Raw genomic sequence first — 21,855 nt, forward strand, 5'->3', positions numbered from 1 at the left:
CTACCGCTCAGCGCGGCCGGGCAGGCGAACCCGGACACTGTCAAGGCGAGGAACGACTGTCGGTTGGCTGTCCAAGTGGTGGTGACGGGCCACCCAGCCGTCAAGACGGAGTGGGCGATGGACTTCGTACGGCAATGCACGGAGCTTCCCACTGCGTTAGCGCGGGCGATCCGCGACACGCGCGCATCTCGTGACACAACTGTCTTGAAGCGCGTCACCGCGCCTGCCGATTGGCTGCGCGACGGGAACGTGTACAGCGCCGCCTCGGAGGTGCTTCGGGACAGAACCGCGAGCCCCGAAGCACGAGTGTTCGCCATTCGCGTACTCATGTGGGCCGCTTTACCGGGCATGGAGTTGGACTATTCGCACCTCGTGGATACGGACGCCGACGGTTCCCGCTCGTGTGGAGGGTTGGGTCCGAGCCTGCACGGCGAGATGGTGCGAGGCATGCCACTACCCTCAGGATGGGAAGAGAGTGGACGGGCTTTGGGCCGTTCAGTTGCCCGAGACCCTTCCGAACCTGCGCCGGTTCGCGAAGCTGCGCGGTGTCTTGCGCTGGCTATCCCGTTCCCGTACGCGCGGAACATGCCCTGACGCGCCACGAGATTCGGCTCCCCGTGTTGACGGGGGGGGCGTGGCACAGGTCCGGTTACAGACAGGCCAAACAATCACCAGAATCCCCGCCGGTCCTCCGGCGGGGATTCGATTCTCCCGCTTCGGCGGGTGAGTGGGGGGCTTGTCCCCCCCGAGCCCGCCGTCCGATTTTTTTACGCGGGGACCTTTCGGTTTTTCCGGCGGGGCGGCTGCACACGTTTGATTCCTACTACCTCGGCCACGATGGATCGAACTGAGGGCCACGCCGCGAGTTGGGCCGGTGCCCCGTGCGTTGCCTTACGGGGTAGGTCGCAGAGGCGCACTTGTGGCTCGCGTCCTTCCGTCCCTGTGGGCACGAGCTTGCCATCCCGAATTAGCCGCCGCAGATGTGCGCGCGTGAACCCGGACAGTTCGGCGGCGATGCTGAGCGCAACCGTAGCCGTCGCATCCGCTGCGGTGCTCGCTTCCAGTTCGGCGGCCATCTGCTCTAGCAGCCGGGCGCGGCTGGTCGCGCCGTAGCGGCGCAGCACCTGGGCGTCCTCTCGCCAGCGCGCGGCGAGTGCCGCCGGTCGGGGCGGGTAGTGGGGGGCGATCATGCGCGGCCTACCCTGCTGGTGCGTCTAAGGGGGTCGATGGGCTCTACTAACGTACCGGGGAGCGCGCGCGGCCGTTCTACCGGCTCGCCGCTTCCCCCTCTGTTCCCTATACCCCGCAGACACCCGCCGGAGACTAAAATTTCGGGGGACGAAACAGCCCGCCGGGCTACTCCCGGCGGGCGATTCTGTCCGTTGCGCTGTCCGTTGATTGAACAGGATGCACGTTCCGGCGGTTTAGTGAGTGCGGGTTGCGCGCGCACACCTAGTAGTTTCGCCGCTTTTCGTGCATCTTGCTCGCTTATGGTGATCAAGGCTGAATCTGCCGCGACTTTAGTCGCCCCAGCACGGCTGAGGCCTCGGTTTTCCAGCCGATGCATCCCCTGAACCTCGTCACAGCGTAGAATTTCCTTGGCTATGTTGTCCACCCGGGTTACACTGCGCGACGCGGCCTCCGTCCGGAGCCGCTGAACACCGTGCCGGAGATCGCCGATGACCGAGGACCGACAGTCCGCCCCCACCGAAGGCGACGTAGTCCTGTTGGTAGGCACCATGAAGGGCGCCTTCGTGCTCACGTCCAACGCGGACAGGCGCGAGTGGCGCACGGAGGGCCCGTACTTCCGAGGCGAGACCGTGTATTCGCTCGCGTTCGACCAGCGGGGCGGCCGCAACCGCATCCTGGCGGGCACCCAGAGCTGGCATTGGGGGAGTGTGGTGCGCACCAGCGACGACTTCGGCGCCACGTGGACCTCGCCCGAGCGGCAGAACGTGAAATTTCCCGAAGACTCGGGCCTGGCGCTCGCCAACATCTGGCAGATCCGCCCCGGCCCGGCGAGTGAGCCCGACCTGGTGTATTGCGGCGTGGAACCAGCGGCCCTCTTCCAGTCGCGCGACGCGGGTGACACGTGGAGCGCGGTCGATGGACTGCTGAAGCACGAGCATCGTCCGCGCTGGCAGCCCGGCGGCGGCGGCCTGTGCCTTCACACCATCGTCCTGGACGCGGCCGAGCCCCGGCGGATGGGCGTAGCCATCTCCACGGCCGGCTTCTACCGCACCGACGACGGCGGGCAGAGCTGGCAGGCGCGCAACCACGGCGTGCGCGCCGAGTTCCTTCCCGACAAGCACCCCGAGTTCGGCCAGTGCGTGCACAAGGTGGTCAACCATCCGTCACGCCCCGAGCGGCTCTACCTGCAAAACCACTGGGGGCTGTACCGCAGCGACGACTGGGGCGACACCTGGCACGACATCGCCAACGGGGTGCCGTCGGACTTCGGGTTCGCCATCGAGGTGCACCCGCACGAGCCCGACACCGTCTACATCATCCCGCTGGAATCCGACCAGTTCCGCATCGTCCCCGAGGCCAAGCTGCGCGTGTACCGGACGCGCGACGCGGGAGAATCGTGGCAGCCGCTGAGCGAGGGACTTCCGCAGGAGGGCGCGTACGAAACGGTGCTGCGCGACGGGCTGTGCACCGACGGCCACACGCGCGCCGGCATCTACTTCGGCACGCGCGGGGGCAAGCTGTACGGATCGGCTGATGCGGGCGACACGTGGAACGAGATCAGCGCCACGCTGCCGCCGATCGTCTGCGTGAAGGCGGGCGTGGTGGGAGGCGCGGCGTGACCCAGCCGCGTGACGGCGCCATCGTCGTCGAGCTTCCCAGCATGCTGCAGCCCTATGCGGCCGGCCGCGCGGAGATCCGCCTGGGAGCACCCTGCCGCACCGTCGGCGACGCGCTCGCGGCCGTGGCCACGCTGCACGGCGGCGTGACGGACCGGGTCATGGACGAGCGGGGCCTCGTCCGTCAGCACGTGAACGTCTTCGTGGACGGCGAGAACATCCGCTTCACCGCCGGCCTGGAGACGCCGGTGGACCCGGGAAGCACCATCGTCATCGTCCCCGCCGTAAGCGGCGGCTGACCTCCGCTCAGCCGCCGGAGCGAACGTCTGTCATCCCGACGAGCGGCCTCGCCGAACCCGCGGCCGCCCTAAAGACAGCAGGCCCACGCGCAACCGATGTCATCCCGATGGAGCGGCTACGGCGTAACCTGCCCGTACGCCATACTTTGCAGCAACTGAGGGATCCGCCACACAGCCTGAGGGTCGCTCCGCACGTCCCAGAAGCATCGTGCCCGTTTCTCTTGGGGCCGCGACGGACGAACGGAACGACGAAGAATGCAGGCGAAGAACGGCGCGTGTCGCGTCGAGTGTGGCGGATCCCTCGGTCGTCTCCTGGCGTCAAGCGCGAGGCTTGCGCGCCGACTCGTGAGTCGTGACGGAGTTAGCAAAAGCCTTCCAAAGCGGGCGAGGCCACTTACTGTTTCGACAGCGGCCCACACGACGGGCTTTGCCATTCCTCGAGCGGGGTTACTGATCAAGTACATCCACGGAAGAAGGAGTGCCGTCTTGAGCCATTCAATCGCGCATGGTGGTAGCCGCCCCGTCGTCATCAGCGATCGTCAGGGATTCGACCGCCGTTGGTTCGCGCCCAACCTGCAGGCGGTCTACGTACCGACGCATGTGGAGCAGGTGGCGGACTGTCTGACCGCCGCCGTACGGGCCTACGGAAGGGACGTCAAGGCCACCTCGGGCCGCCACTGCTACGAGAATTTCGTCTACAACAGCACCACCAGGGCCATCATCGACATGTCGGCACTGAACCAGGTGGGGTTCGATAAGGCGCGGAACGCTTTCTTCGTCGAGGCAGGCTGCGAGAACTGGAGCGTCTATCGCACGCTCTTGAATGGATACAACAAGACTCTTCCCGCCGGCAGCTGCTATTCGGTCGGCGCGGGCGGTCATATCACCGGCGGCGGTTATGGATTGCTGTCGCGGCTGCACGGTCTGACCGTCGATCACCTGCACGCGGTCGACATCGTCACATGGGACGCCAGGGTCGGACAGGCGCAACTACAGCATGTCTCCGCCGACAGCGCGACGAGCGACGAGCGCGACCTCTTCTGGGGCTTGCGCGGCGCCGGCTGCGGCAATTTCGGCGTCATCGCGCGCTACTACTTTGCCCAACTGCCCGACGCGCCCGATCACGCCACGATCTCGGCCCTGGCGTGGAACTGGTCCGATCTGGACCAGGACAGTTTCGCGGACCTGCTGGCGGCATACGCCGAGCTCGTCGCGGAGATGCCCGAAACCGACTTCGGCCTGCTGAAGCTGAACCACGTCTCGAACGGACAGATCGGGCTGCTCCTGCAGATGGTGTCTGCCCCCGGCGTCGGCCTGCGCGAGCATCAAGGGCGGGCGGAGATGAGCACCAACCGCTGGAGGGCGCTGTTGGATGGGGTGGTTCCGACCGTGCCGCTCGAGAAGCCGCTGGGCGGGCACCCTGGCTACATGACGACGCTGCCGGCCAGCGACGCCGCGCAGCACGTCACGTACCTCGAGGCGCTGCAAACCCTGAACGGTTCCGGCCCAAACCAGTTCGGAAAGTACAAGTCGGCCTACATGAAGAAACCATTTCCGGCCGATCAGACCGAAGCCATTTACCGGTGGCTGAACACCACCCCGCCGGGGCTGCCTGCCGCCGACATGAGTCAATCGCTGCTGCAGGTGGACAGTTACGGTGGTGCGGTCAACAGACGGTCCGCGGAGTCGACGGCCGTCCCGCAGCGCAGCTCCATCCTGAAGCTCCAGTACCAGACCTACTGGATCAACGCCTCCAAACCGGGCGAAAGCCACCTGCAGCCCTACTCGGATCAGGCCGCGGCTCACCTGCAGTGGCTCAACGGTTTCTATCGCGATGTGTATGCCGAATACGGCGGCACGCCCGACCCGGCCCGGGACCGTACCGGCACCGTCGATGGCGCCTATTACAACTATCCCGACATCGACCTGGGCAGCCATGAGCGCGGCGATGCCGATCAGGCGCTCTGGCTCTATTTCCTGGAGAATCTTCGACGGAATCCCCGCAACCTGGTGAAGGTGAAGCAACGATGGGATCCGGAAAACTACTTTCATCACGCGCAATCGATTCCGGTACGATGATGGCGTGATCGGGGCCCGGCCCCCGAACGGCGGCGCGACAGCGCACCGTGTCGGGGCTTTCCGCTGTCCCAGCGGCGGGTTCCCGCGCCCTCGGGCGCGGCAGTGGCCTCGGCACCGTCGGGCGAATGAATTCGCTGCAACAACCACACGAAGTCCGCCTGCGCGGACTGGCCTGTAGCCGTGTGAGGAGGACGATGTGACGCGTCCCGGGGTGTGTGGCGGATCCCTCAGTCGCTGCAAAGTGTGGTGTGCCGGTAGGTTACACCGTGGCCGCTCCATCGGGAGGACATCGATGCGCGCCGGGAGCTGCAGCGTGTGTGCAGGTGAAATCTCCCGCAGTTTGGGAGGTTTTCCGCTGTTGCTGCCGCGGATTCATCCGCCCCAGCAAGCCCCAGCCCCCCTCGTGGACGAAAGGTGCGCGTTTTGCGCGGGGCGCCGGCAATGAGCCCGCATTCCGCGCGATCGGCCAGTCGCTACCTGCCCATCGAGGACCACGGCGTCATCGGCGACCTCCACACAGTGGCGCTGGTGGGGCTGGACGGCTCCATCGACTTCCTCTGCGCCCCGCGCTTCGATTCGCCCTCTATCTTCGCCTCGCTGCTGGACGCGAAGCGCGGCGGATCGTTCCGCATCGACCCGCAGCTGGGCGAGGCCCGCCGCAAGCAGCTGTACCTTCCCGACACCAACGTCCTGCTCACCCGCTCGCTCTCGCCCGACGGCGTGGCGGAAGTGTCGGACTTCATGCCCGTGGGCGAAGCAGCCAGCGTGCGCCGCGTGGTCCGCCGCGTGAAGGCGGTGCGGGGAACCGTGCGCTTTCGCCTGCGATGCGCGCCCCGGTTCGGCTACGCGCTCGTGGAGCACCGGGTGACGGAAGATGAGAACGGCATCCTCTTCGTCCCCGACGACGCCGGACGCGCGGGGCTGGCCTACCTGCGCCTGCGCGGGTCGGTGCCGTTGCGCATCGAAGAAGGCGACTGCGTGGCCGAGTTCGAGCTGCAGCCCGAGCAGACCGCCACCTTCGTCCTGGAAGCCGCGGCCGAGCGGCACGATGGCCCGCGCGCCACCCACGACTACGCGTCGGAAGCCTTCAAACGCACCACCAACTACTGGCGGACGTGGATCGGCCGGTCCACCTACCGCGGCCGCTGGCGCGACGAGGTGCATCGCTCGGCGCTCGTGCTGAAGATGCTGTTCAGCCACCCGCACGGCTCGTTGGTGGCCGCGCCCACCTTCGGGCTGCCGGAGGCGCTGGGCGGCGCACGCAACTGGGATTACCGCTACACCTGGGTGCGCGACGCCGCGTTCACCCTGTACGCGCTGATCCGCCTGGGGCTGACGGACGAGACCGCCCCGTTCATGCAGTGGATCGCCGAGCGCTGCGCCGAGGAGGGCGACGGCATTCCCCTGCAGCCGCTGTACGGCATCGACGGCGCGCACGAGCTCCCCGAATCCACCCTCCACCACCTGGAGGGCTACCGCGGGTCGCGCCCTGTGCGGATTGGCAACGGGGCCGTGGGGCAGCTGCAGCTGGACATCTTCGGCGCGCTGATGGACTCCGTCTACCTGTACGACAAGTACTCCGAGCCGCTGTCGTACGACCTGTGGATGTCGCTGACGAAGATGGTGGACTGGGTGTGCGACAACTGGCGGCTGCCGGATCACGGGATCTGGGAGATCCGCCGCGCCACCCGCCCCAACCTCAGCTCGCGCGTCCTCAGCTGGGTGGCCCTGGATCGCGCGGTGCGCCTGGCCCGCCACCGCTCGCTCCCGGCGCCCGAAGCACGGTGGATGGAGGCGCGCGACACCATCTACCACAGCGTGTTCGACGACTTCTGGCACCCCGGCCGCCGCGCCTTCGTGCAGTCGCCGGGTGAGGGATCGCTGGATGCGGCGTGCCTGCTGATGCCGCTGCTGCGCTTCATCAGCCCCACCGACCCGCGCTGGGTGAGCACGATGGAGGCGGTGAAGAAGGACCTGGTGGAGGACTCGCTCGTCCGGCGCTACGCTGTGCGCGGCGGCGAGGCCGACGGCTTCCAGGACGAGGAGGGTACGTTCTCCATCTGCTCGTTCTGGTACGCCGAGTGCCTTTCGCGCGGGGGAGACCCCCAGCAGGCGCGCTTCGTCTTCGAAAAGATCCTCAGCTACGCCAACCACGTGGGGCTGTTCGCCGAGGAGCTGGGCCCCAGCGGCGAGCACCTGGGCAACTTTCCCCAGGCGTTCACGCACCTGGCCCTGATCAGCGCCGCATACGACATCGACCGCCGCCTGGACGGCGCCCGCGGCGACGGCCCCGCGCGCATGGCGTGAGGCACGGACGCCTCGGTTCGCGCACACCGATGTCCAAGCGGTGTATGGGACGAACGCTGGGAGGGAAGGAACGCGTGGGAGCCCGGTCCGTGGCCTCCGTGCCCTCCGTGTGAGGCCGCCGTTCCGGCCGTTCGGTTGACAGGAAGCGTTTTTCCCTGTACTTTTGCGGTTTATGCTGAAAGTGAACCTCGCGGCGCTGGACCGCGGAGAAGTGCACGTTCGCGAGCAGGTTGCGGCGGACGACCCGATGTGGAGCGACGTCCGCGTAGAGCTGGCGGCACCGCTGGACGTGGACCTCACCGCCCGTTTCGTGGGCGAGGGCGTGTTCCTGCGCGGCCGGCTCCGCACCGCGGTGCGGCTTGCCTGCCGCCGCTGCCTTACGCCGGTGGAGCAGGAGATCGACGACACCGTCGACCTCCTTTTCGAGCCGCTGACGGAAGAAGACGAGGGCGTGGATGGAGAGGTGTATCCTCTCCCCGCGCGGGGCGACGAGCTGGACCTGCGCGACGTGGTTCGCGAGCAGGTGCTGCTGCGGGCGCCCGAGTTCGCCTTGTGTGGGGAGGACTGCCGCGGGCTGTGCCCGCAGTGCGGAACCGACCTGAACACGGCCGGCTGTGAATGCGTTCCCGCGCAGCTACCCAGCGCCTGGGACGTGCTGAAGAACGTCAAGTTCGACGACTGACCACTTACCGATAGCAGAGCAGGGGGCACCGATGGCCGTACCGAAGCGTCGCCAGTCCAAGCAGCGCCAGCGCAAGCGCCGCACGCACGTCAAGGCGGCCATGCCGTCGTTCAGCGCGTGCCCGCAGTGCGGTGATCCGCACATCCAGCACCGCGTCTGCCCGAACTGCGGCTACTACCGCAAGGAGCAGCGTATCGAGGCCGACGAGTTCTAAACGAACCCGTCACCCCGAAACCACGCATGCGGATCGCGCTGGACGCGATGGGCTCCGACCGTGCCCCGGCCGTAGAGGTCGAGGGCGCGGTCGGAGCTTTGCTTGACCTGGACGCCGGCGCCAGCGTGGTGCTGGTGGGCGACCGGGACCGGATCGAAGCCGAGCTGGCGCGGTGGCCCGACGCGCCGCGCGACCGGCTGGAGATCGTCCATGCGTCCGAAGTCATCGAGATGCACGAGGCGCCCGCGACGGCCATCCGCCGCAAGCGCGACTCGTCCATCGTCGTGGGCGTGCGCCTGCTGCAGGCGGGCGAAGTCGACGCGTTCATCAGCGCCGGGAGCACCGGCGCCGTGATGGCCGCGTCGCTCGTCATTCTGCGAACCCTGCAGGGCGTCGACCGTCCCCCGGTGGGCGCGCGCATTCCCACGTCCACGGGGCGCTGCCTGGCGCTTGACGTGGGCGCCAACGTCGACACCAAGCCCCACCAGCTGGTGCAGTTCGCCCAGCTGGGAAGCGTGTATGCGGAGGACATGCTGGGGATCGACCGTCCCCGTATCGGCCTGCTGAACATCGGCTCCGAGCCCGAAAAGGGGAACGAGGTGGTGCTCGAGGCCCACCAGCTCCTGGCCGCGCTCCCGGACATCAACTTCGTGGGCAACATCGAGGGGCGCGACATCGTCACGGGCAAGTGCGACGTTCTGGTGGCCGACGGCTTCGTGGGCAACGTCCTGCTCAAGTTCTACGAGTCGGTGGCGGGGCTCATCACCTCCATGCTGCGGCGCGAGTTCGCCGAGCAGGGGGTGCAGATGGACTTCGACCGCGTGTTCCGCAGCCTGGACTACACCGGCGTCGGGGGCGCCCCGCTGCTGGGCGTCAACGGCGTCGTCATCATCTGCCACGGGGGATCTCCGCCCCACGCCATCCGCAACGCCATCGGGGTCGCCGCGCAGTCGGTGAACCGCCGCATGGTGGAGCACATGGCCGCCCGCCTTTCGCAGGCGCCGGCCGAGGAAGCGCAGCCATGATCCAGCCCAGCCCCACCGCTCCCCGCGCGCGCCTGGTCTCCACCGGCCGCTTCAACCCGGAGCGGGTGGTGACCAACGCCGAGATGGCTACGATCGTTGAGACCAACGACGAGTGGATCACGAGCCGCACCGGCATCCGCGAGCGCCGCATCGCCAGCAAGGAGACGGGCGCCGCCGACATGGCCGCCGCCGCGGCACGCGTGGCCATGGAGCGCGCGGGTGTCGGGCCGCTGGACCTGGACATGATCCTGCTGTCGACCGCGACGCCCGACCGGCTTCTGCCGTCGACCGCGTGCGACGTACAGGCGCTGCTGGGCGCCCGCAACGCCGCCGCGTACGACTTCGCCACGGCGTGCTCGGGCTTCCTCTACGGATTGTCGATGGCCGAGGCGCACATCGCCTCGGGGCAGGCGGAGACGATCCTGGTGTGCGCGACGGAAAAGATGTCGTCCATCGTCGACTGGACGGACCGCACCACCTGCGTGCTCTTCGGCGACGGCGCCGGGGCGGCCGTGGTGCAGCGGGCCACGGATGGGCGCGGCATCCTTTCCACCTACATGAAGAGCGACGGTACCCTGGCCGAGTTGCTGTGGCGCCCCGGCGGCGGCGCACGCATGCCGCTGGACCTGTCGGTGCTCGACGAGCGGTCGCACTACGTGAAGATGGCCGGCCCCGAGGTGTTCAAGTCGGCCGTGCGCGCCATGTGCGAGGCGGCCGAGACGGCCCTGGTGCGCGCCGGCGTCACGTCCGACCAGATCGACCTGATGGTGCCCCACCAGGCAAACGTGCGCATCATCGAAAGCACCGCCAAGTACGCGAAGATGCCGATGGACCGCGTGTACGTGAACGTCGACCGCTACGGCAACATGTCGTCCGCCTCCATCCCCGTGGCGCTGGACGAGGCGGTGGAAAAGGGCCTCGCCGGACCCGGGTCGCTGGTGCTGATGGTGGCCTTCGGCGCCGGGTTCACCTGGGCTTCCAACGTGGTGCGGCTGTGATGGGGGGCGAACGCATCGCCCTGCTCTTTCCCGGGCAGGGCTCTCAGGTGGTGGGGATGGGCAAGGACCTGGCGGAGCGCTTTCCCGAGGCGCGCGCCATCTTCCAGGAAGCCGACGAGGCGCTGGGGTTCGCGCTTTCCACGCTCATGTGGGAAGGCCCGGCCGACGAGCTGACGCTGACGGTGAACGCGCAGCCCGCGCTGCTCACCCACAGCGCCGCCGTGTGGGCCGTCCTCAGGGCCGCCGACATCGACGTCGTAGCCGCGGCCGGCCACTCGCTGGGTGAATTCAGCGCCTACCATGCCGCCGGCTCGCTGAGCTTTGCCGACGCGGTGCGGACGGTGCGACGCCGCGGCGAGCTGATGCTGGAAAGCGGCAACGCGCGGCCCGGCACCATGGCCGCCGTGCTGGGGCTGGACGACGAGGTGGTGGAAGGCGTCTGCCACGAGGCGTCGACGGAGGATTCCGTCGTCGTCCCCGCCAACTTCAACACCCCGGGCCAGGTGGTCGTGTCCGGCGACGCGGCCGCGGTGGAGCGGGTGGGGCCCATGCTGGTGTCCGCCGGCGCCAAGAAAGTGCAGCCGCTGGCCGTGTCCGGCGCCTTCCACTCGCCGCTGATGCGCGTGGCCGAAGCGGGCTTGCAGGCGCAACTGGACGCGGTGGCGTTCGCCGATCCCGCGTTCGCGGTGGTCAGCAACGTGAGCGCGCAGCCGGTGACGGACGGGGCCGAGGCGCGGCGGCTGCTGGTGGACCAGCTGACCTCGACGGTGCGCTGGACGCACTCGGTGCGGACCATGATGCAGATGGGCGCCGAGCGGTTCCTGGAGGTGGGCGCCGGAAAGGTGCTGACGGGAATGCTCAAGCGCATCGACAAGGCCGCGGAAGGACGCGGGGTGGCGCTGGGGACGGCGGAGCAGGTGGAAGCGTTTCTGAACAGCAGTACCAAGTGACGAGTGCCGAGTACCAAGGGCCTGACTTGGCACTTGGTACCAGGCACTTGGTACTCTTCTGACGGAGGCAGAGTGGAGCTCCAGGGACAGGTGGCGCTGGTGACCGGCGGATCGCGTGGCATCGGCCTGGCGATTGCGCGGGAGCTGGCGCAGGCGGGGGCGCGGCTGGCGCTGGTGGCGCGCGACGGCGAGCGCGCGCAGGCGGCCGCGGCCGAGCTGCCGGGCGAGGGGCATCGCGGCTACGCCTGCGACGTGGCCGACCCCGAGGCGTGCGCCGCGCTGGTCAAGCAGGTGGAAGGCGACTTCGGCCAGCTCGACGTGCTGGTGAACAACGCCGGTGTCACGCGCGACAACGTGCTGATGCGGATCAAGGACGACGACTGGAACGCCGTTCTCGACACCAACCTGCGCGGCGCCTTCAACCTGATGCGGGCGGCCTCGCGCGGGATGATGAAGCGGCGCAGCGGGCGGATCGTCAACATCACCTCGGTGGTGGGCATCATCGGCAACGCGGGGCAGGCCAACTACGCCGCCAGCAAGGCGGGGCTCATCGGGCTGACCAAGTCGGTGGCCAAGGAGCTCGCCGGGCGCGGAGTTCTGGTCAACGCCGTGGCGCCGGGGTACATTGAGACGGATATGACGTCGGACCTTCCCGAGGCCGCGCGCACGGCGCTGATGAGCAACATCGCGCTGGGGCGGCTGGGACGGCCCGAGGACATCGCCCCGGCGGTGCGGTTTCTGGCCGGCCCGGGCGCCGCGTACATCACCGGCCAGACGCTGGTGGTGGACGGCGGAATGGTCATGTAGGCTTCTGGTGCGAAGGGCAGGGCCCGCGTCCCCGGGGCGCGGGGCTCACGGGATCAAAAAAACAACGACAGGGAGACGGACATGGCGGACATCGAGGCGAAGGTCAAGGAAATCATCATCAACGAGCTGGGCGTCGACGCCGAGAAGGTGACCCCCGAGGCCTCGTTCGTGGAGGACCTTGGCGCTGACTCGCTCGACACGGTGGAGCTGGTGATGGCCTTCGAGGAAGAGTTCGGGATGGAGATTCCCGACGAAGAGGCCGAGAAGCTGCGCACGGTGGGCGACGCCATCAACTACATCACGAGCAACGCCAGCAACGGCTGAGCGCCCCGGCGCTTGCCACCGCGGCCTTTCGATAGGGCCGCCCCCCGGGGCGGCCCTGCATACGTCCCGAACCCGTCCCGGAGCGGCTGATGAATCGCCGAGTCGTGATTACCGGGACCGGCCTCGTCACGCCCGTCGGGCTGGACGTCCAGGAATCTTGGGCGGCCCTGCTCGGCGGGCGTAGCGGTGCCGGCCCCATTACCCAGTTCGATGCATCCGGCCACGCGGTGCGCTTTGCGTGCGAGGCCAAGGACTTCGACCCGGGGCAGTACATCGAGCGCAAGGAAGTGAAGCGCACCGACCGCTTCAGCCAGTTCGCCATCGCCACGGCCGTGCAGGCCATGCGCGAGGCGGGGCTCGACGACACGTTCCAGTCGCTGGATTCCGAGCGCTTCGGAGTAATCGTGGGCAGCGGCATCGGGGGGATCCACACCTTCGAGGAGCAGCACGCCCGGCTGCTGGAGAAGGGCCCCGGCCGCGTGTCGCCCTTCTTCGTGCCCATGTTCATCTCCGACATCGCCGCGGGGCTGGTGTCCATCCGCTACAACGCCAAGGGCCCCAACTACTGCACGGTGTCGGCGTGCGCGTCGGGCGCCCACGCCGTGGGCAACGCTTTCCGCAGCATCAAGCACGGCGAGGCCGACGTGATGCTGGCGGGGGGCACCGAGGCCAGCATCACGGGGCTGACGGTGGCGGGCTTCGCCAACATGACGGCGCTCAGCACCCGCAACGACTCGCCGGAAACGGCCAGCCGCCCGTTCGACGGCACCCGCGACGGTTTCGTGCTGGGCGAGGGCGCGGGGATGGTGGTGATGGAGGAGCTGGAGCACGCCCGCGCGCGCGGCGCCACCATCATCGCCGAGATCGTGGGCTACGGCCAGACGGCGGATGCGTACCACATCACCGCTCCCGCCGAGGGCGGCGAGGGTGCCGTCCGGGCCATGCGCGCGGCGCTGCGGGAGGCCGGCGCCGGGCCGGAGGCGGTGGGCTACGTGAACGCGCACGGCACCAGCACGCCGGCCAACGACAAGAACGAGTCGGCGGCGATCAAGACGGTGCTGGGGGACGCGCGCGACGTGATCGTGGGCTCCACCAAGAGCATGACGGGGCACACGCTGGGTGCGGCCGGCGGTGTGGAGGCCGTGATCAGCGCCCTGGTCTGCCGGCACGGCAAGATTCCGCCGACCATCAACTACACCACGCCGGACCCGGACTGCGACCTGAACTACGGGACAGACGGGGCGACGGAGCGGCCGGTGGATCTGGCGCTCAGCAACTCCTTCGGCTTCGGCGGCCACAACGTCTGCTTGGCGTTCCGCCGCTTCGACGGCTGATCCGCCACTGGATGAACATGAGAACGGCCCCGGCGCGATTCAGCGCCGGGGCCGTGTTTTTTCGCGCGCCCAAGCCTCCTCGGGCGAATGAATTCGCTGCAACGACCAAACGACGTCCACCTTCGTGGACTGGCCTGCTGTCGTGTGGCCTCCACGATGGGGCGCGCCCCGGCCTCTGTCCTCGCATCAAGTGCTGCTTTCTGGATTGATCCCGCGATAGTCAGACCAAGCGCAAATCTGTCATCCAGAGGCCCGAGCTCACCGCACCGGCCCGCAGTGCATACCATGCAGGGCCGTGGGATCTTGCTGCGGAGGCCACTTCGCTTGGGCGCGGCAGCGGCACGGAACCCCAGGCCTCGGCGTCCTTGTCTTGGCTGCGGTAGCGCCCCACGGCTCCCCGGGCGAATGAAATTCGCTGTAACGACCACACGAAGTCGACCTTCGTGGACTGGCCTGCTGTCGGGTGGCTTCCACGACGGGGCGCGCCCCGTACCCGGTGTGTTCCCGCTGCCCCACGGTGGCGGGTGCCGCGTCCGTTCAGGGCGGAGAGAGATTGCGCGCTATTGGGTCCCCGCGAGCAGGTGCGCCTCGTTTTCCCACGGCTTGTTCTGGTCGGGCACCACCATGTTGAGCCCGCTCAGAAGGATCACGGCGGACCCGAAGTCGACGTAGCGGTAGAGCCCCCGGAGGGGCGGAACCTCCGATGCGGTCCAGCTCTCGGCGGGCTCGCCCAGGGTCACCGAAGTGAAGTCGTACTGCGCCACGTGCACCCGTTCGTGCGCGAGCGCCTTCGGGAACTGCCGCTCCAACTCGTTCACCAGGACCACGCCGGCCAGGTGCGCGGCGCGGTGTCCCCACTCCGGCGACACGCGGAAGACCGGGGCACCGGACGAGAGGGTCGACGACAGATCGAGCCTCGCGCCCGGCCGCGTGGCGCCCCACGCGACCGCCGCTACGCCGGCGACGTCGACCTTGGCGTGCGCGCGGCCGGCGGCGGGCTCGGCGTACACGCGCATGGGGCCCAGCGGGAGGACGAGGCGTGACAGGGCAGGGCGCCCCGCCGCGGCGTTGCTCACCACGGAGCTGCCGATGGCGGCAAGCTGTCGTCCGGCCACTCCGGCCCCGGTGAACCGGGCGGCGGTGATCTGCTTTCCGGCGAACACCAGCCCCCCGCCCGCGGCGCCCTGTCTGAATCCCCGCCAGAACGATCCGCCGTTCCACCGCTGGGCCACCCCACCCGTCAACCCCCCGATCAGCACGTTCGCGCCGATGTCGATGGCGTAGCTGGCTTCCCGGCTCATCCGCTCGGGCCGGCTGGGTTCACCGCAGGGCCAGTAGGGACAGTCCTGGGCGTCAGCGCGCGTAGGTTCCGCCGTCAGCAGGACGACGGCCCCGATCGTGGCCGCCCAGAAGGCGAGGCTTGAGCGTGGCCTGGTCAAGTGATGAATGTATCTCACGTTCGTTTCTGTGACTGAGATCGATTTCTCGCGAACCAACAGTGACACGGTGGCGCTGCGGTGTCAAAATCGCTGCGTCGTGCATTGCGCCGACGCATCGCGAACGGCACCTTGCCGCCCGTTCCGAGCACGATGCTTTCCTCCAGGCCCGATCGCATGCCCGAGTTCTACCTTCCCCCCGTCGACCGCCTGCTGAAGCTGGGCGCGGAGCCCGCCCGGCGCCGCACGTGGCCGGACTACCGCAACCTGGGGCTGGAGGACCACCACGTCCCCGCGCTGATCCGCATGGCCACCGATCCCGCGCTGCACGCCGCCGAAGAGCGGTCGGCCGCGGGGTGGGCGCCCATCCACGCGTGGCGCGCGCTCGCCCAGCTTCGCGCGCCCGCCGCCGCCGAGCCGCTCCTGGCGCTGCTGCAGCGGGAGCTGGACAGCACCTGGGTGTTCGAGGAGCTTCCCGTGGTGCTGGGGATGATCGGCCCGGCGGCGCTGCCCGGGGCCACGCTGGTGCTCTTCGACGAGGGCAAGGACGAGGACCTGCGCTTCGCGGCCTGCGGGGTGATCCTGAACGTGGCGCACGAGCATCCCGAGCGGCGCGACGAGGCCGCCGGCGTGCTGGCGAAGCAGCTGGAAGACTGGCGAGACCAGAGTCCGCAGATGAACGCCATCCTGGTCTCGTACCTGGTGGAGCTGAACGACACGACCGCGGCGCCAGTGATGGAGGAGGCGTTCGCCGCCGGACGGGTGGACGTGACCATCACGGGACCCTGGGAAGACGTGCAGGTGGACCTGGGCCTGCTGCCGGAGCCCGAGGCCGGACGCGCGCCCATCGACCACGGCTTTCCCCCGCCGGACGGCATGCCACGCCCCTCCGCGCCCAAGCCCGGAAAGTCGAAGGCGCAGCGCAAGGCCGAGAAAGAGGCGCGAAAGCGCAACCGGAAGAAGAGGTGATCGCCGGCCGATCGGCATCGTGATCGTCGGAAACGAGAAGAGCCCCGGCGCGCATCCGCACCGGGGCTCTTCTCGATCGGCTCCAGTCCGGGATCAGCCCCGGCGGGAGGTGCTCTTTCCGACACTGGCGTTGGCCCAGCGGTCTTCCTGCATCCAGGTGCGGTCCAGCGGCGAGAACAGGAACACCAGGCCGCCGCGGGCGATCTTGGGCAGCAGCGTGCGGGCGCGGCCCTGCTCCATGGCGGGGCAGCCCTCGCTGCGGCCGGCGCGGTCGCGCGTTACGTACGGGGCGCCGTGCGCCACTACGCCGCGCGCGCGGGCCGAGCTGTTGTACTTGCCAGACAGGCCCTGCAGGCGCAGCCCCACCGAGGTGTAGCGCTGGCCGCTGGAGGTGCCGGAGAACCCGTACGTCTCCTGCGCCAGGTACAGCCCCAGCGAGGTGGCGTTGCTCCCCTGGCGGTTGGAGAACCGCGTGGGGCGCCCCGCGGCGGGCGAGGCAGAGCCGCGCCCGTGCGCCACGGTGAAGGGGCCGTCCACCACCTTCAGCGACTCCATGTCGAACACGTAGCCGCGGGGCGTGCGGTTGTCCAGGCCGTAATCCACGTAGTACAGGTACGGCTTGCGCACCTTGCCGGGGTTTTCGGCCTTGTAGGCGTAGTACGCCTGAAAGGCCATCCGCAGCGCCTTGGGGTGGCTCTGGCGGCGGACGCGCTTGCCCAGCGCATCCAGCGCCACATCCACGCGCGTCTTTTCGGCGCCGCTCTCCACGCCCACACCGTTGAGCACCGCGCGCGCGGCCTGCAGCGCCACCGGCTGCGGGGCACGGGCGGGCGCCGGCGCGGTGGCGGGGCGGGGGGCCTGGACGACGGGCCTCACCGTCAACTTGGCCGCGACCATCGCCCGGGGTGCGGGCGCGGGCTGCGGGCGTTCCGATCGGTCGATCAGGGCACCGGTGGCGCCGATGCACACGGCGGCGGTGGCGATGGTCAGCAGATTGGATCGCAGCATGGCTCTCGGGATTGTACGGGCGGATGAATCGCCCGGCAGTTCTTCGATCTGATCGAGGCGCTCCCCAACGTGCGGGAGTGCTCGTCACCAGGATGGGTCCGGATCTGCGCGCGGGAGTTGGGGTTGTGAGCCCAATCTACCCTCAAGACGCGCCTTCCGTCCAGTGCGGCGGGCCGTGGCCGGGCAAGGAGCCCGGGGCCTTTCGCGTGCAATCAATCTACAAAAAAGCTAAGTCGTTGTCAACGCACGGGATAGATGTCGGGTGGCGATCCCCGGCGCTCCGTCGGGCGCCGACTCCGAGTTCACCGCGGAGCCGTGCCAACGGAGGTGAAGTCCCGTTCCACACCGACAATACTTGCCTGATCCGATCGTCCCCACTAGCCTGCCTATTGAGACATTGCATTGTTGTTGATTGATCCCGCTCGGCGCTTTCAAGGAGGGCCCGATGACCCACGGTACACGACGGCGTTTTGGCATGGTCGCGCTCGGCATTGCCGCCGCGACTGTTGCGATTGGAGCCTGTGATTCGGGGCTCGATCCGGAGGCGCCCGGAGTTGTCCCGGTCCCTCCAAAGCACGACCCTGCGCAGGCCGCGGAGTTGGTGGCTGGAGCCGTCGCCGACTTCGAGTGCGCGCTGGGCGCCTACATCGTCATCGGTGGACTGCTGGGCGAAGAGTTGATCGAAGCGACGGAAACGCCGGACCGGTGGGCGTACGACCGGCGCGACGTTCAGGGCGGCGAATGGCGGTACTCCACTTCCGGCTGCGAGTCGCTGGGCGTGTATTCGCCCCTGTCTACGGCGCGCAGACACGCCGAAGAGGCATTGGCAAGCCTGGAAGCGTGGACCGACGAGCAGATGCCGGCTGGCGCGAACCGCACCGCGCTGATCGCCCAGGCTGCGGCCTACGCGGGGTACTCGTACGTGCTACTGGGCGAGGGGTTTTGCTCGGCGGCAGTGGAGAACGGGCCCGAGATGTTCCCCGCCGACTTCTTCAGGCTGGCGGAGCAGCGATTTGGTCGGGCGATCGCCGCGGCCACCGCGGGGAGCGGCGCATTGATGGACAGCATTCGGTACATGGCGATCGTCGGCCGCGCGCGCGTACGGCTGAACGGCGGAAATCTCGTGGACGCCGCCGCCGATGCCATGCTGGTGCCCACCAGTTTCCTGCGGAGCGCCACGGCCGCGGCAGCGCCTGCCAGCCGTCAGAACCGCGTGTTCGAACAGAACTCCCACACCCAGTCGGTTTCCGTCGGCCCGTCCTACCGAAATGTCACGGTACCGGCCGTAGCCCACGGGACCCAGTTCAATTCACCCGACCGCCGGCTTGACGTAGTGGACAGCCAACGCACGGCCGTGGACGGGACGCGGCTCTGGGAGCAGAGAAAGTACCGCGGCCTGGACGCGCCCCTCCCCATCGCCAACGGAGCCGAGGCGCGGCTGATCGAGGCCGAGGTCGCCTTGCGCCTGGGAAGCCTGGTACGAGCAGCCGATATCCTGTACTCGCTGCGGGCCGCCGCCGCTCCGTGGAGCGGTCGAGGGGGTGAGTCGACCGTCGAAGGTCTTACGGCGCTGCTGATCGACGAGCGCCGTCGCGAGCTGTTCCTGGAGGGGCACCGGCTTTACGACGTGCGCCGGTTCAATCTGGAGCTTCAGCCCGCCACCGGGACGGCATACCCCAAGGGTGGCGTGTACGGCAATACCCGGTGCCTGCCAATGCCGCATCTGCCCGGCTGACCCGCCCGCCGGGGTAGCGTACGCCGCGTTACGCTTCCGGGGGCAGCGTCAGGATGAACGTGGCGCCCTCTCCCGGCTCGCTGCGCAGGATGATCTCGCCGCCCATGGCACGGGCCAGGTCGCGGCTGATCGCCAGCCCCAGCCCCGTTCCCTCGTGTCCGCTGGTGAGCGAACGGCCCAGCTGCACGAACGGCTGAAAGATGGAGTGCTGGTGCTCCGCCGGAATCCCGGGGCCCGTGTCGGAGACCGTTACGCACGGCACGCCGTCCTGCATGCCGCAGCCGGCCGTGACCCGCCCGCCGTGGGGCGTGAACTTGACGGCGTTGGAGAGCAGGTTGAGCACGATCTGCTCCGTCTTTCCCATGTCCGCCATCGCCACGATCCCCTCCGGACAGGGGCCGTGCTTCAGGATGATTCCCTTGGCCAGGGCCAGCGGCTCCACCATCGCCAGCACCGCTTCGACCGCCGCGTGCAGGGAAAACGGCGTGATGTCGTACTCCACCTGCCCCGCCTCGATGCGGCTGTAGTTCAGCAGGTCGTTGACGATGCGGAGCAGGTGCTGCTGGCTCCCACGGATCCGCTTCAGGTACTCCCGCTGCTGGTCGGTGACGGGGCCGGCGATCTCCATCTCCAGCAGGTCGGCGTATCCCAGCGTGGCGTTGATGGGCGTGCGCAGCTCGTGGCTCATCGCCGCCAGGAACTCGCTCTTGGTGCGGCTGGCGGTCTCGATCTCGGTGATGCGCCGCGCGTCGGCGATCTCCCGCTCCTGCGCCGCCTTGCGCTCCGTAAGGTCGCGCGTAACCTTCGCGAATCCCACCAGGCGCCCCTCGAAGTCGCGCAGCGCGGTGATCAGGACGTGAGCCCAGAAGTGGGACCCGTCCTTCCGCACCCGCCACCCCTCTTCTTCGTACTTCCCGTCCCGGACCGCGACCTCCAGCTCCATCTCCGTCTTGCCGGCGGCGACGTCTTCGGCGGGGTAGAACGTAGAGAAGTGGCGGCCCATGATTTCGCCCGCGGCGTAGCCGTTGATCCGCTGCGCTCCCTCGTTCCAGCTGGCGACCCGGCCCTGCGTGTCGAGCATGAAGATGGCATAGTCGCGTACGCCCTGAACCAGGGTGCGGAAGCGTTCTTCGCTCAGGCGCAGCGCCTGCTCGGCCGCGCGCCGCTCCGTGAGGTCGCGGGTGACCTTCGCGAACCCCACCAGGGTGCCGTCGGAGTCGCGGAGCGCCGTGATCACCACGTTGGCCCAGAAGCGGGTGCCGTCTTTCCGCACCCGCCATCCCTCGTCCTCCACCCGGCCGTCTCGCGTGGCGATCTCTAGCTCGATGTCCGTCTTTCCCCGCGCCACGTCTTCGGGGGGATAGAAGATGGTGAAGTGCTTGCCGATGATCTCGTCTGGCGTGTAGCCCTTGAGGCGCTGCGCACCGGCGTTCCAGCTGAGGATGTGGCCCCCCGCGTCGAGCGCGAAAATGGCGTAGTCCACCACGCTGTCCACCAGCAGGCGGTACAGTCCGCTCCCCTCCAGGACAGACGCGGGGCCGCTGGCGAAATCCGCTGCCTCGGTTTCCGACACCGACCGCAGTACGCCCAATGGCGTCATGCGTTGCGGGCGGGGCTTTTCAGGAACCGTCATCGGCCGGCTGGGATGGGTCGAAGTGTCGTGTGGGGATGGTTAGCTCCCAAAAGTTCAAATCTGAGTTGCGGCACGGATCGTTCCAAGTTTCGCCGGCGCAATGCTCGCCGCCTCCGCTGGACGAAAAGTTCTCAGCGGTTCTCCGATTCTACAGCATGATTCAAAGCGTCTGCGAGTTCGCGCAGCAGGTCCGATCGCTTGGTCAGGCCGCTTGCAAGTTGCCGAACGTTCTCCGAGCGCGGTACACGACGTCCCCTTACCCAGGAGTAAAGCGTGTCGTAGCTGACTCCAGCTTCAACAGCAAGCTGCTGGATCGTGAACGGCCCCTCCGATAGCGCACGTTCGATTGCACGCGTGATCCTGTCGTTCGGCGATTCGGCCACGTCGTTCTCCGGTACAGAAGAAGCTTGACAATGGTCCACGTGTACAGTATCATCTGTACATCAGGGCTAAAGAAAAGGCTGGCCGCTCTCCCGCCAAGAAGACACGACCAGCCTCCACGAGAACTGACCCGAAGGCCGCCCGCTCGCCCAAGCTAGCCCTGCCGCGCGGCCAGGGTCAAGAGAATCGGAGGGTGCACCATGAGAACGGAATCACCAACCGGCACGCTGGCCTCGCCGGGGCGGCTCCTCGAGATGCTGACGGATCGCTTCGGCGCCTTCGAGGCCATCGCCATGGCCTCCATCAAGCTCGCCGGCCACGTCTCCGAAGACGAACTGTCCATGGACCGGCTGGTCGCGGAAGCGGTCCTGGAGTTCGGGGACGATCTGCGTGCCGCGTCCGAAGCTGCCGAGCGGTGGACGCGCGAGGAGGTGGCCAGCCACGCAGATTGATGGTCGCTTGCCCCCAGGAGCAGGAGGACGCAGAGAACGGATTGAAGTTCTCTGCGACCTCTTCGTTTCTTTGGCCAGGCGCCGGCGTACGCCGCGAGGTGCTGGCCGGCCACCGTAGACGGCTCCGCCGCAAACTCGGCCCGAGATCCGCCGGCCATGCACGGAGCGTTCAGGGGCTTCACTCCGGGGCCGCATCCCGCTCGTCTCACCAGGGTGCTCCCCGGGCGGTGATTTCCTAGCACGTCAGACTGGCACAGGTCTCATAACGCACCTGGTGCATACCTCTTGATCGGACACGATTTTTCTTGCGTGCGCGTTTTGCGCAGTGTAGCTTGGATTCGTGATTTCAGCGCAGATGCGATCGGGATTCCCACACTCTTTCCGCTGCGTGATCGCGGCATTCCCACCGGCTCTA

19 protein-coding genes are annotated in these 21,855 nt (G+C 68.2%); 15 read left to right on the forward strand and 4 right to left on the reverse strand.

Translation table 11 applies throughout. The annotated features are described in order from the left end of the window. The first annotated feature begins 1,679 nt into the window (after window positions 1–1,679). From VF632_RS25785 to fabF, 12 genes are all read left to right on the forward strand, one after another. On the forward strand, window positions 1,680–2,810 hold the full coding sequence (locus VF632_RS25785; protein WP_331025825.1) for a hypothetical protein: 1,131 nt from the start codon (window positions 1,680–1,682) through the stop codon (window positions 2,808–2,810). Continuing rightward, window positions 2,807–3,106: a MoaD/ThiS family protein gene (locus VF632_RS25790; RefSeq protein ID WP_331025826.1), complete on the forward strand. Its 300-nt coding sequence runs from the start codon at window positions 2,807–2,809 to the stop codon at window positions 3,104–3,106. The genes VF632_RS25785 and VF632_RS25790 overlap by 4 nt, the downstream gene beginning before the upstream one ends. Window positions 3,107–3,592: 486 nt before the next feature. Further along, entirely contained in the window at window positions 3,593–5,185 is a 1,593-nt protein-coding gene (locus VF632_RS25795) for an FAD-dependent oxidoreductase (RefSeq protein WP_331025827.1), read from the forward strand. A 441-nt stretch (window positions 5,186–5,626) separates the two neighbouring features. Continuing rightward, entirely contained in the window at window positions 5,627–7,492 is a 1,866-nt protein-coding gene (locus VF632_RS25800; RefSeq protein WP_331025828.1) for a glycoside hydrolase family 15 protein, read from the forward strand. A 172-nt stretch (window positions 7,493–7,664) separates the two neighbouring features. Further along, the gene (locus tag VF632_RS25805) at window positions 7,665–8,174 is read left to right on the forward strand and encodes a DUF177 domain-containing protein (protein ID WP_331025829.1); all 510 of its coding nucleotides are present in this window, start codon (window positions 7,665–7,667) and stop codon (window positions 8,172–8,174) included. A 31-nt stretch (window positions 8,175–8,205) separates the two neighbouring features. Then, a complete protein-coding gene (gene rpmF / locus VF632_RS25810) occupies window positions 8,206–8,388 on the forward strand; it encodes a 50S ribosomal protein L32 (protein ID WP_331025830.1) in 183 nt (60 codons plus the stop codon). 26 nt (window positions 8,389–8,414) lie between these two features. After that, window positions 8,415–9,413, forward strand: coding sequence for a phosphate acyltransferase PlsX (gene plsX, locus VF632_RS25815; protein ID WP_331025831.1), 999 nt, complete (start codon window positions 8,415–8,417; stop codon window positions 9,411–9,413). Continuing rightward, window positions 9,410–10,411: a beta-ketoacyl-ACP synthase III gene (locus VF632_RS25820; RefSeq protein WP_331025832.1), complete on the forward strand. Its 1,002-nt coding sequence runs from the start codon at window positions 9,410–9,412 to the stop codon at window positions 10,409–10,411. Before plsX ends, VF632_RS25820 begins: the two co-directional genes overlap by 4 nt. Beyond that, entirely contained in the window at window positions 10,411–11,361 is a 951-nt protein-coding gene (gene fabD, locus VF632_RS25825) for an ACP S-malonyltransferase (RefSeq protein ID WP_331025937.1), read from the forward strand. Before VF632_RS25820 ends, fabD begins: the two co-directional genes overlap by 1 nt. 72 nt (window positions 11,362–11,433) lie before the next feature. Next, window positions 11,434–12,168 (forward strand): 3-oxoacyl-ACP reductase FabG, encoded by a 735-nt coding sequence (gene fabG, locus VF632_RS25830; protein WP_331025833.1) that lies wholly within the window; start codon window positions 11,434–11,436, stop codon window positions 12,166–12,168. An 81-nt stretch (window positions 12,169–12,249) separates the two neighbouring features. Beyond that, a complete protein-coding gene (locus VF632_RS25835) occupies window positions 12,250–12,492 on the forward strand; it encodes an acyl carrier protein (protein WP_331025834.1) in 243 nt (80 codons plus the stop codon). A gap of 89 nt (window positions 12,493–12,581) precedes the next feature. Next, window positions 12,582–13,826 (forward strand): beta-ketoacyl-ACP synthase II, encoded by a 1,245-nt coding sequence (gene fabF, locus VF632_RS25840; RefSeq protein ID WP_331025835.1) that lies wholly within the window; start codon window positions 12,582–12,584, stop codon window positions 13,824–13,826. A 560-nt stretch (window positions 13,827–14,386) separates the two neighbouring features. Here the strand turns inward: fabF and VF632_RS25845 are convergent. Beyond that, window positions 14,387–15,127, reverse strand: a complete 741-nt coding sequence (locus VF632_RS25845) for a hypothetical protein (protein ID WP_331025836.1) — start codon at window positions 15,125–15,127, stop codon at window positions 14,387–14,389. Window positions 15,128–15,439: 312 nt separating this feature from the next. On the opposite strand from VF632_RS25845, the gene VF632_RS25850 reads away from it, so the two are divergent. After that, on the forward strand, window positions 15,440–16,231 hold the full coding sequence (locus VF632_RS25850) for a hypothetical protein (protein ID WP_331025837.1): 792 nt from the start codon (window positions 15,440–15,442) through the stop codon (window positions 16,229–16,231). Window positions 16,232–16,324: 93 nt separating this feature from the next. Here VF632_RS25850 and VF632_RS25855 read toward each other — a convergent pair whose 3' ends face one another. Next, complete coding sequence (locus VF632_RS25855) at window positions 16,325–17,239, reverse strand: murein L,D-transpeptidase catalytic domain-containing protein (RefSeq protein ID WP_331025838.1); 915 nt, start codon at window positions 17,237–17,239, stop codon at window positions 16,325–16,327. Window positions 17,240–17,684: 445 nt separating this feature from the next. On the opposite strand from VF632_RS25855, the gene VF632_RS25860 reads away from it, so the two are divergent. Next, window positions 17,685–18,974 carry a RagB/SusD family nutrient uptake outer membrane protein gene (locus VF632_RS25860; protein WP_331025839.1) on the forward strand — a complete coding sequence of 430 codons (1,290 nt, stop codon included), beginning with the start codon at window positions 17,685–17,687 and terminating at the stop codon, window positions 18,972–18,974. Between the two features lie 28 nt (window positions 18,975–19,002). Here VF632_RS25860 and VF632_RS25865 read toward each other — a convergent pair whose 3' ends face one another. Both VF632_RS25865 and VF632_RS25870 read right to left on the reverse strand, forming a co-directional pair. Further along, window positions 19,003–20,607: a PAS domain-containing sensor histidine kinase gene (locus tag VF632_RS25865; protein ID WP_331025840.1), complete on the reverse strand. Its 1,605-nt coding sequence runs from the start codon at window positions 20,605–20,607 to the stop codon at window positions 19,003–19,005. Between the two features lie 131 nt (window positions 20,608–20,738). Then, the gene (locus VF632_RS25870) at window positions 20,739–20,990 is read right to left on the reverse strand and encodes a helix-turn-helix transcriptional regulator (protein WP_331025841.1); all 252 of its coding nucleotides are present in this window, start codon (window positions 20,988–20,990) and stop codon (window positions 20,739–20,741) included. Between the two features lie 198 nt (window positions 20,991–21,188). Between VF632_RS25870 and VF632_RS25875 the strand changes: the two genes are divergently transcribed. Beyond that, the gene (locus VF632_RS25875; protein ID WP_331025842.1) at window positions 21,189–21,440 is read left to right on the forward strand and encodes a hypothetical protein; all 252 of its coding nucleotides are present in this window, start codon (window positions 21,189–21,191) and stop codon (window positions 21,438–21,440) included. The last annotated feature ends 415 nt before the right edge of the window (window positions 21,441–21,855 follow it).

Source organism: Longimicrobium sp. (genome assembly GCF_036388275.1).
In the GTDB taxonomy this organism is placed as follows: domain Bacteria; phylum Gemmatimonadota; class Gemmatimonadetes; order Longimicrobiales; family Longimicrobiaceae; genus Longimicrobium.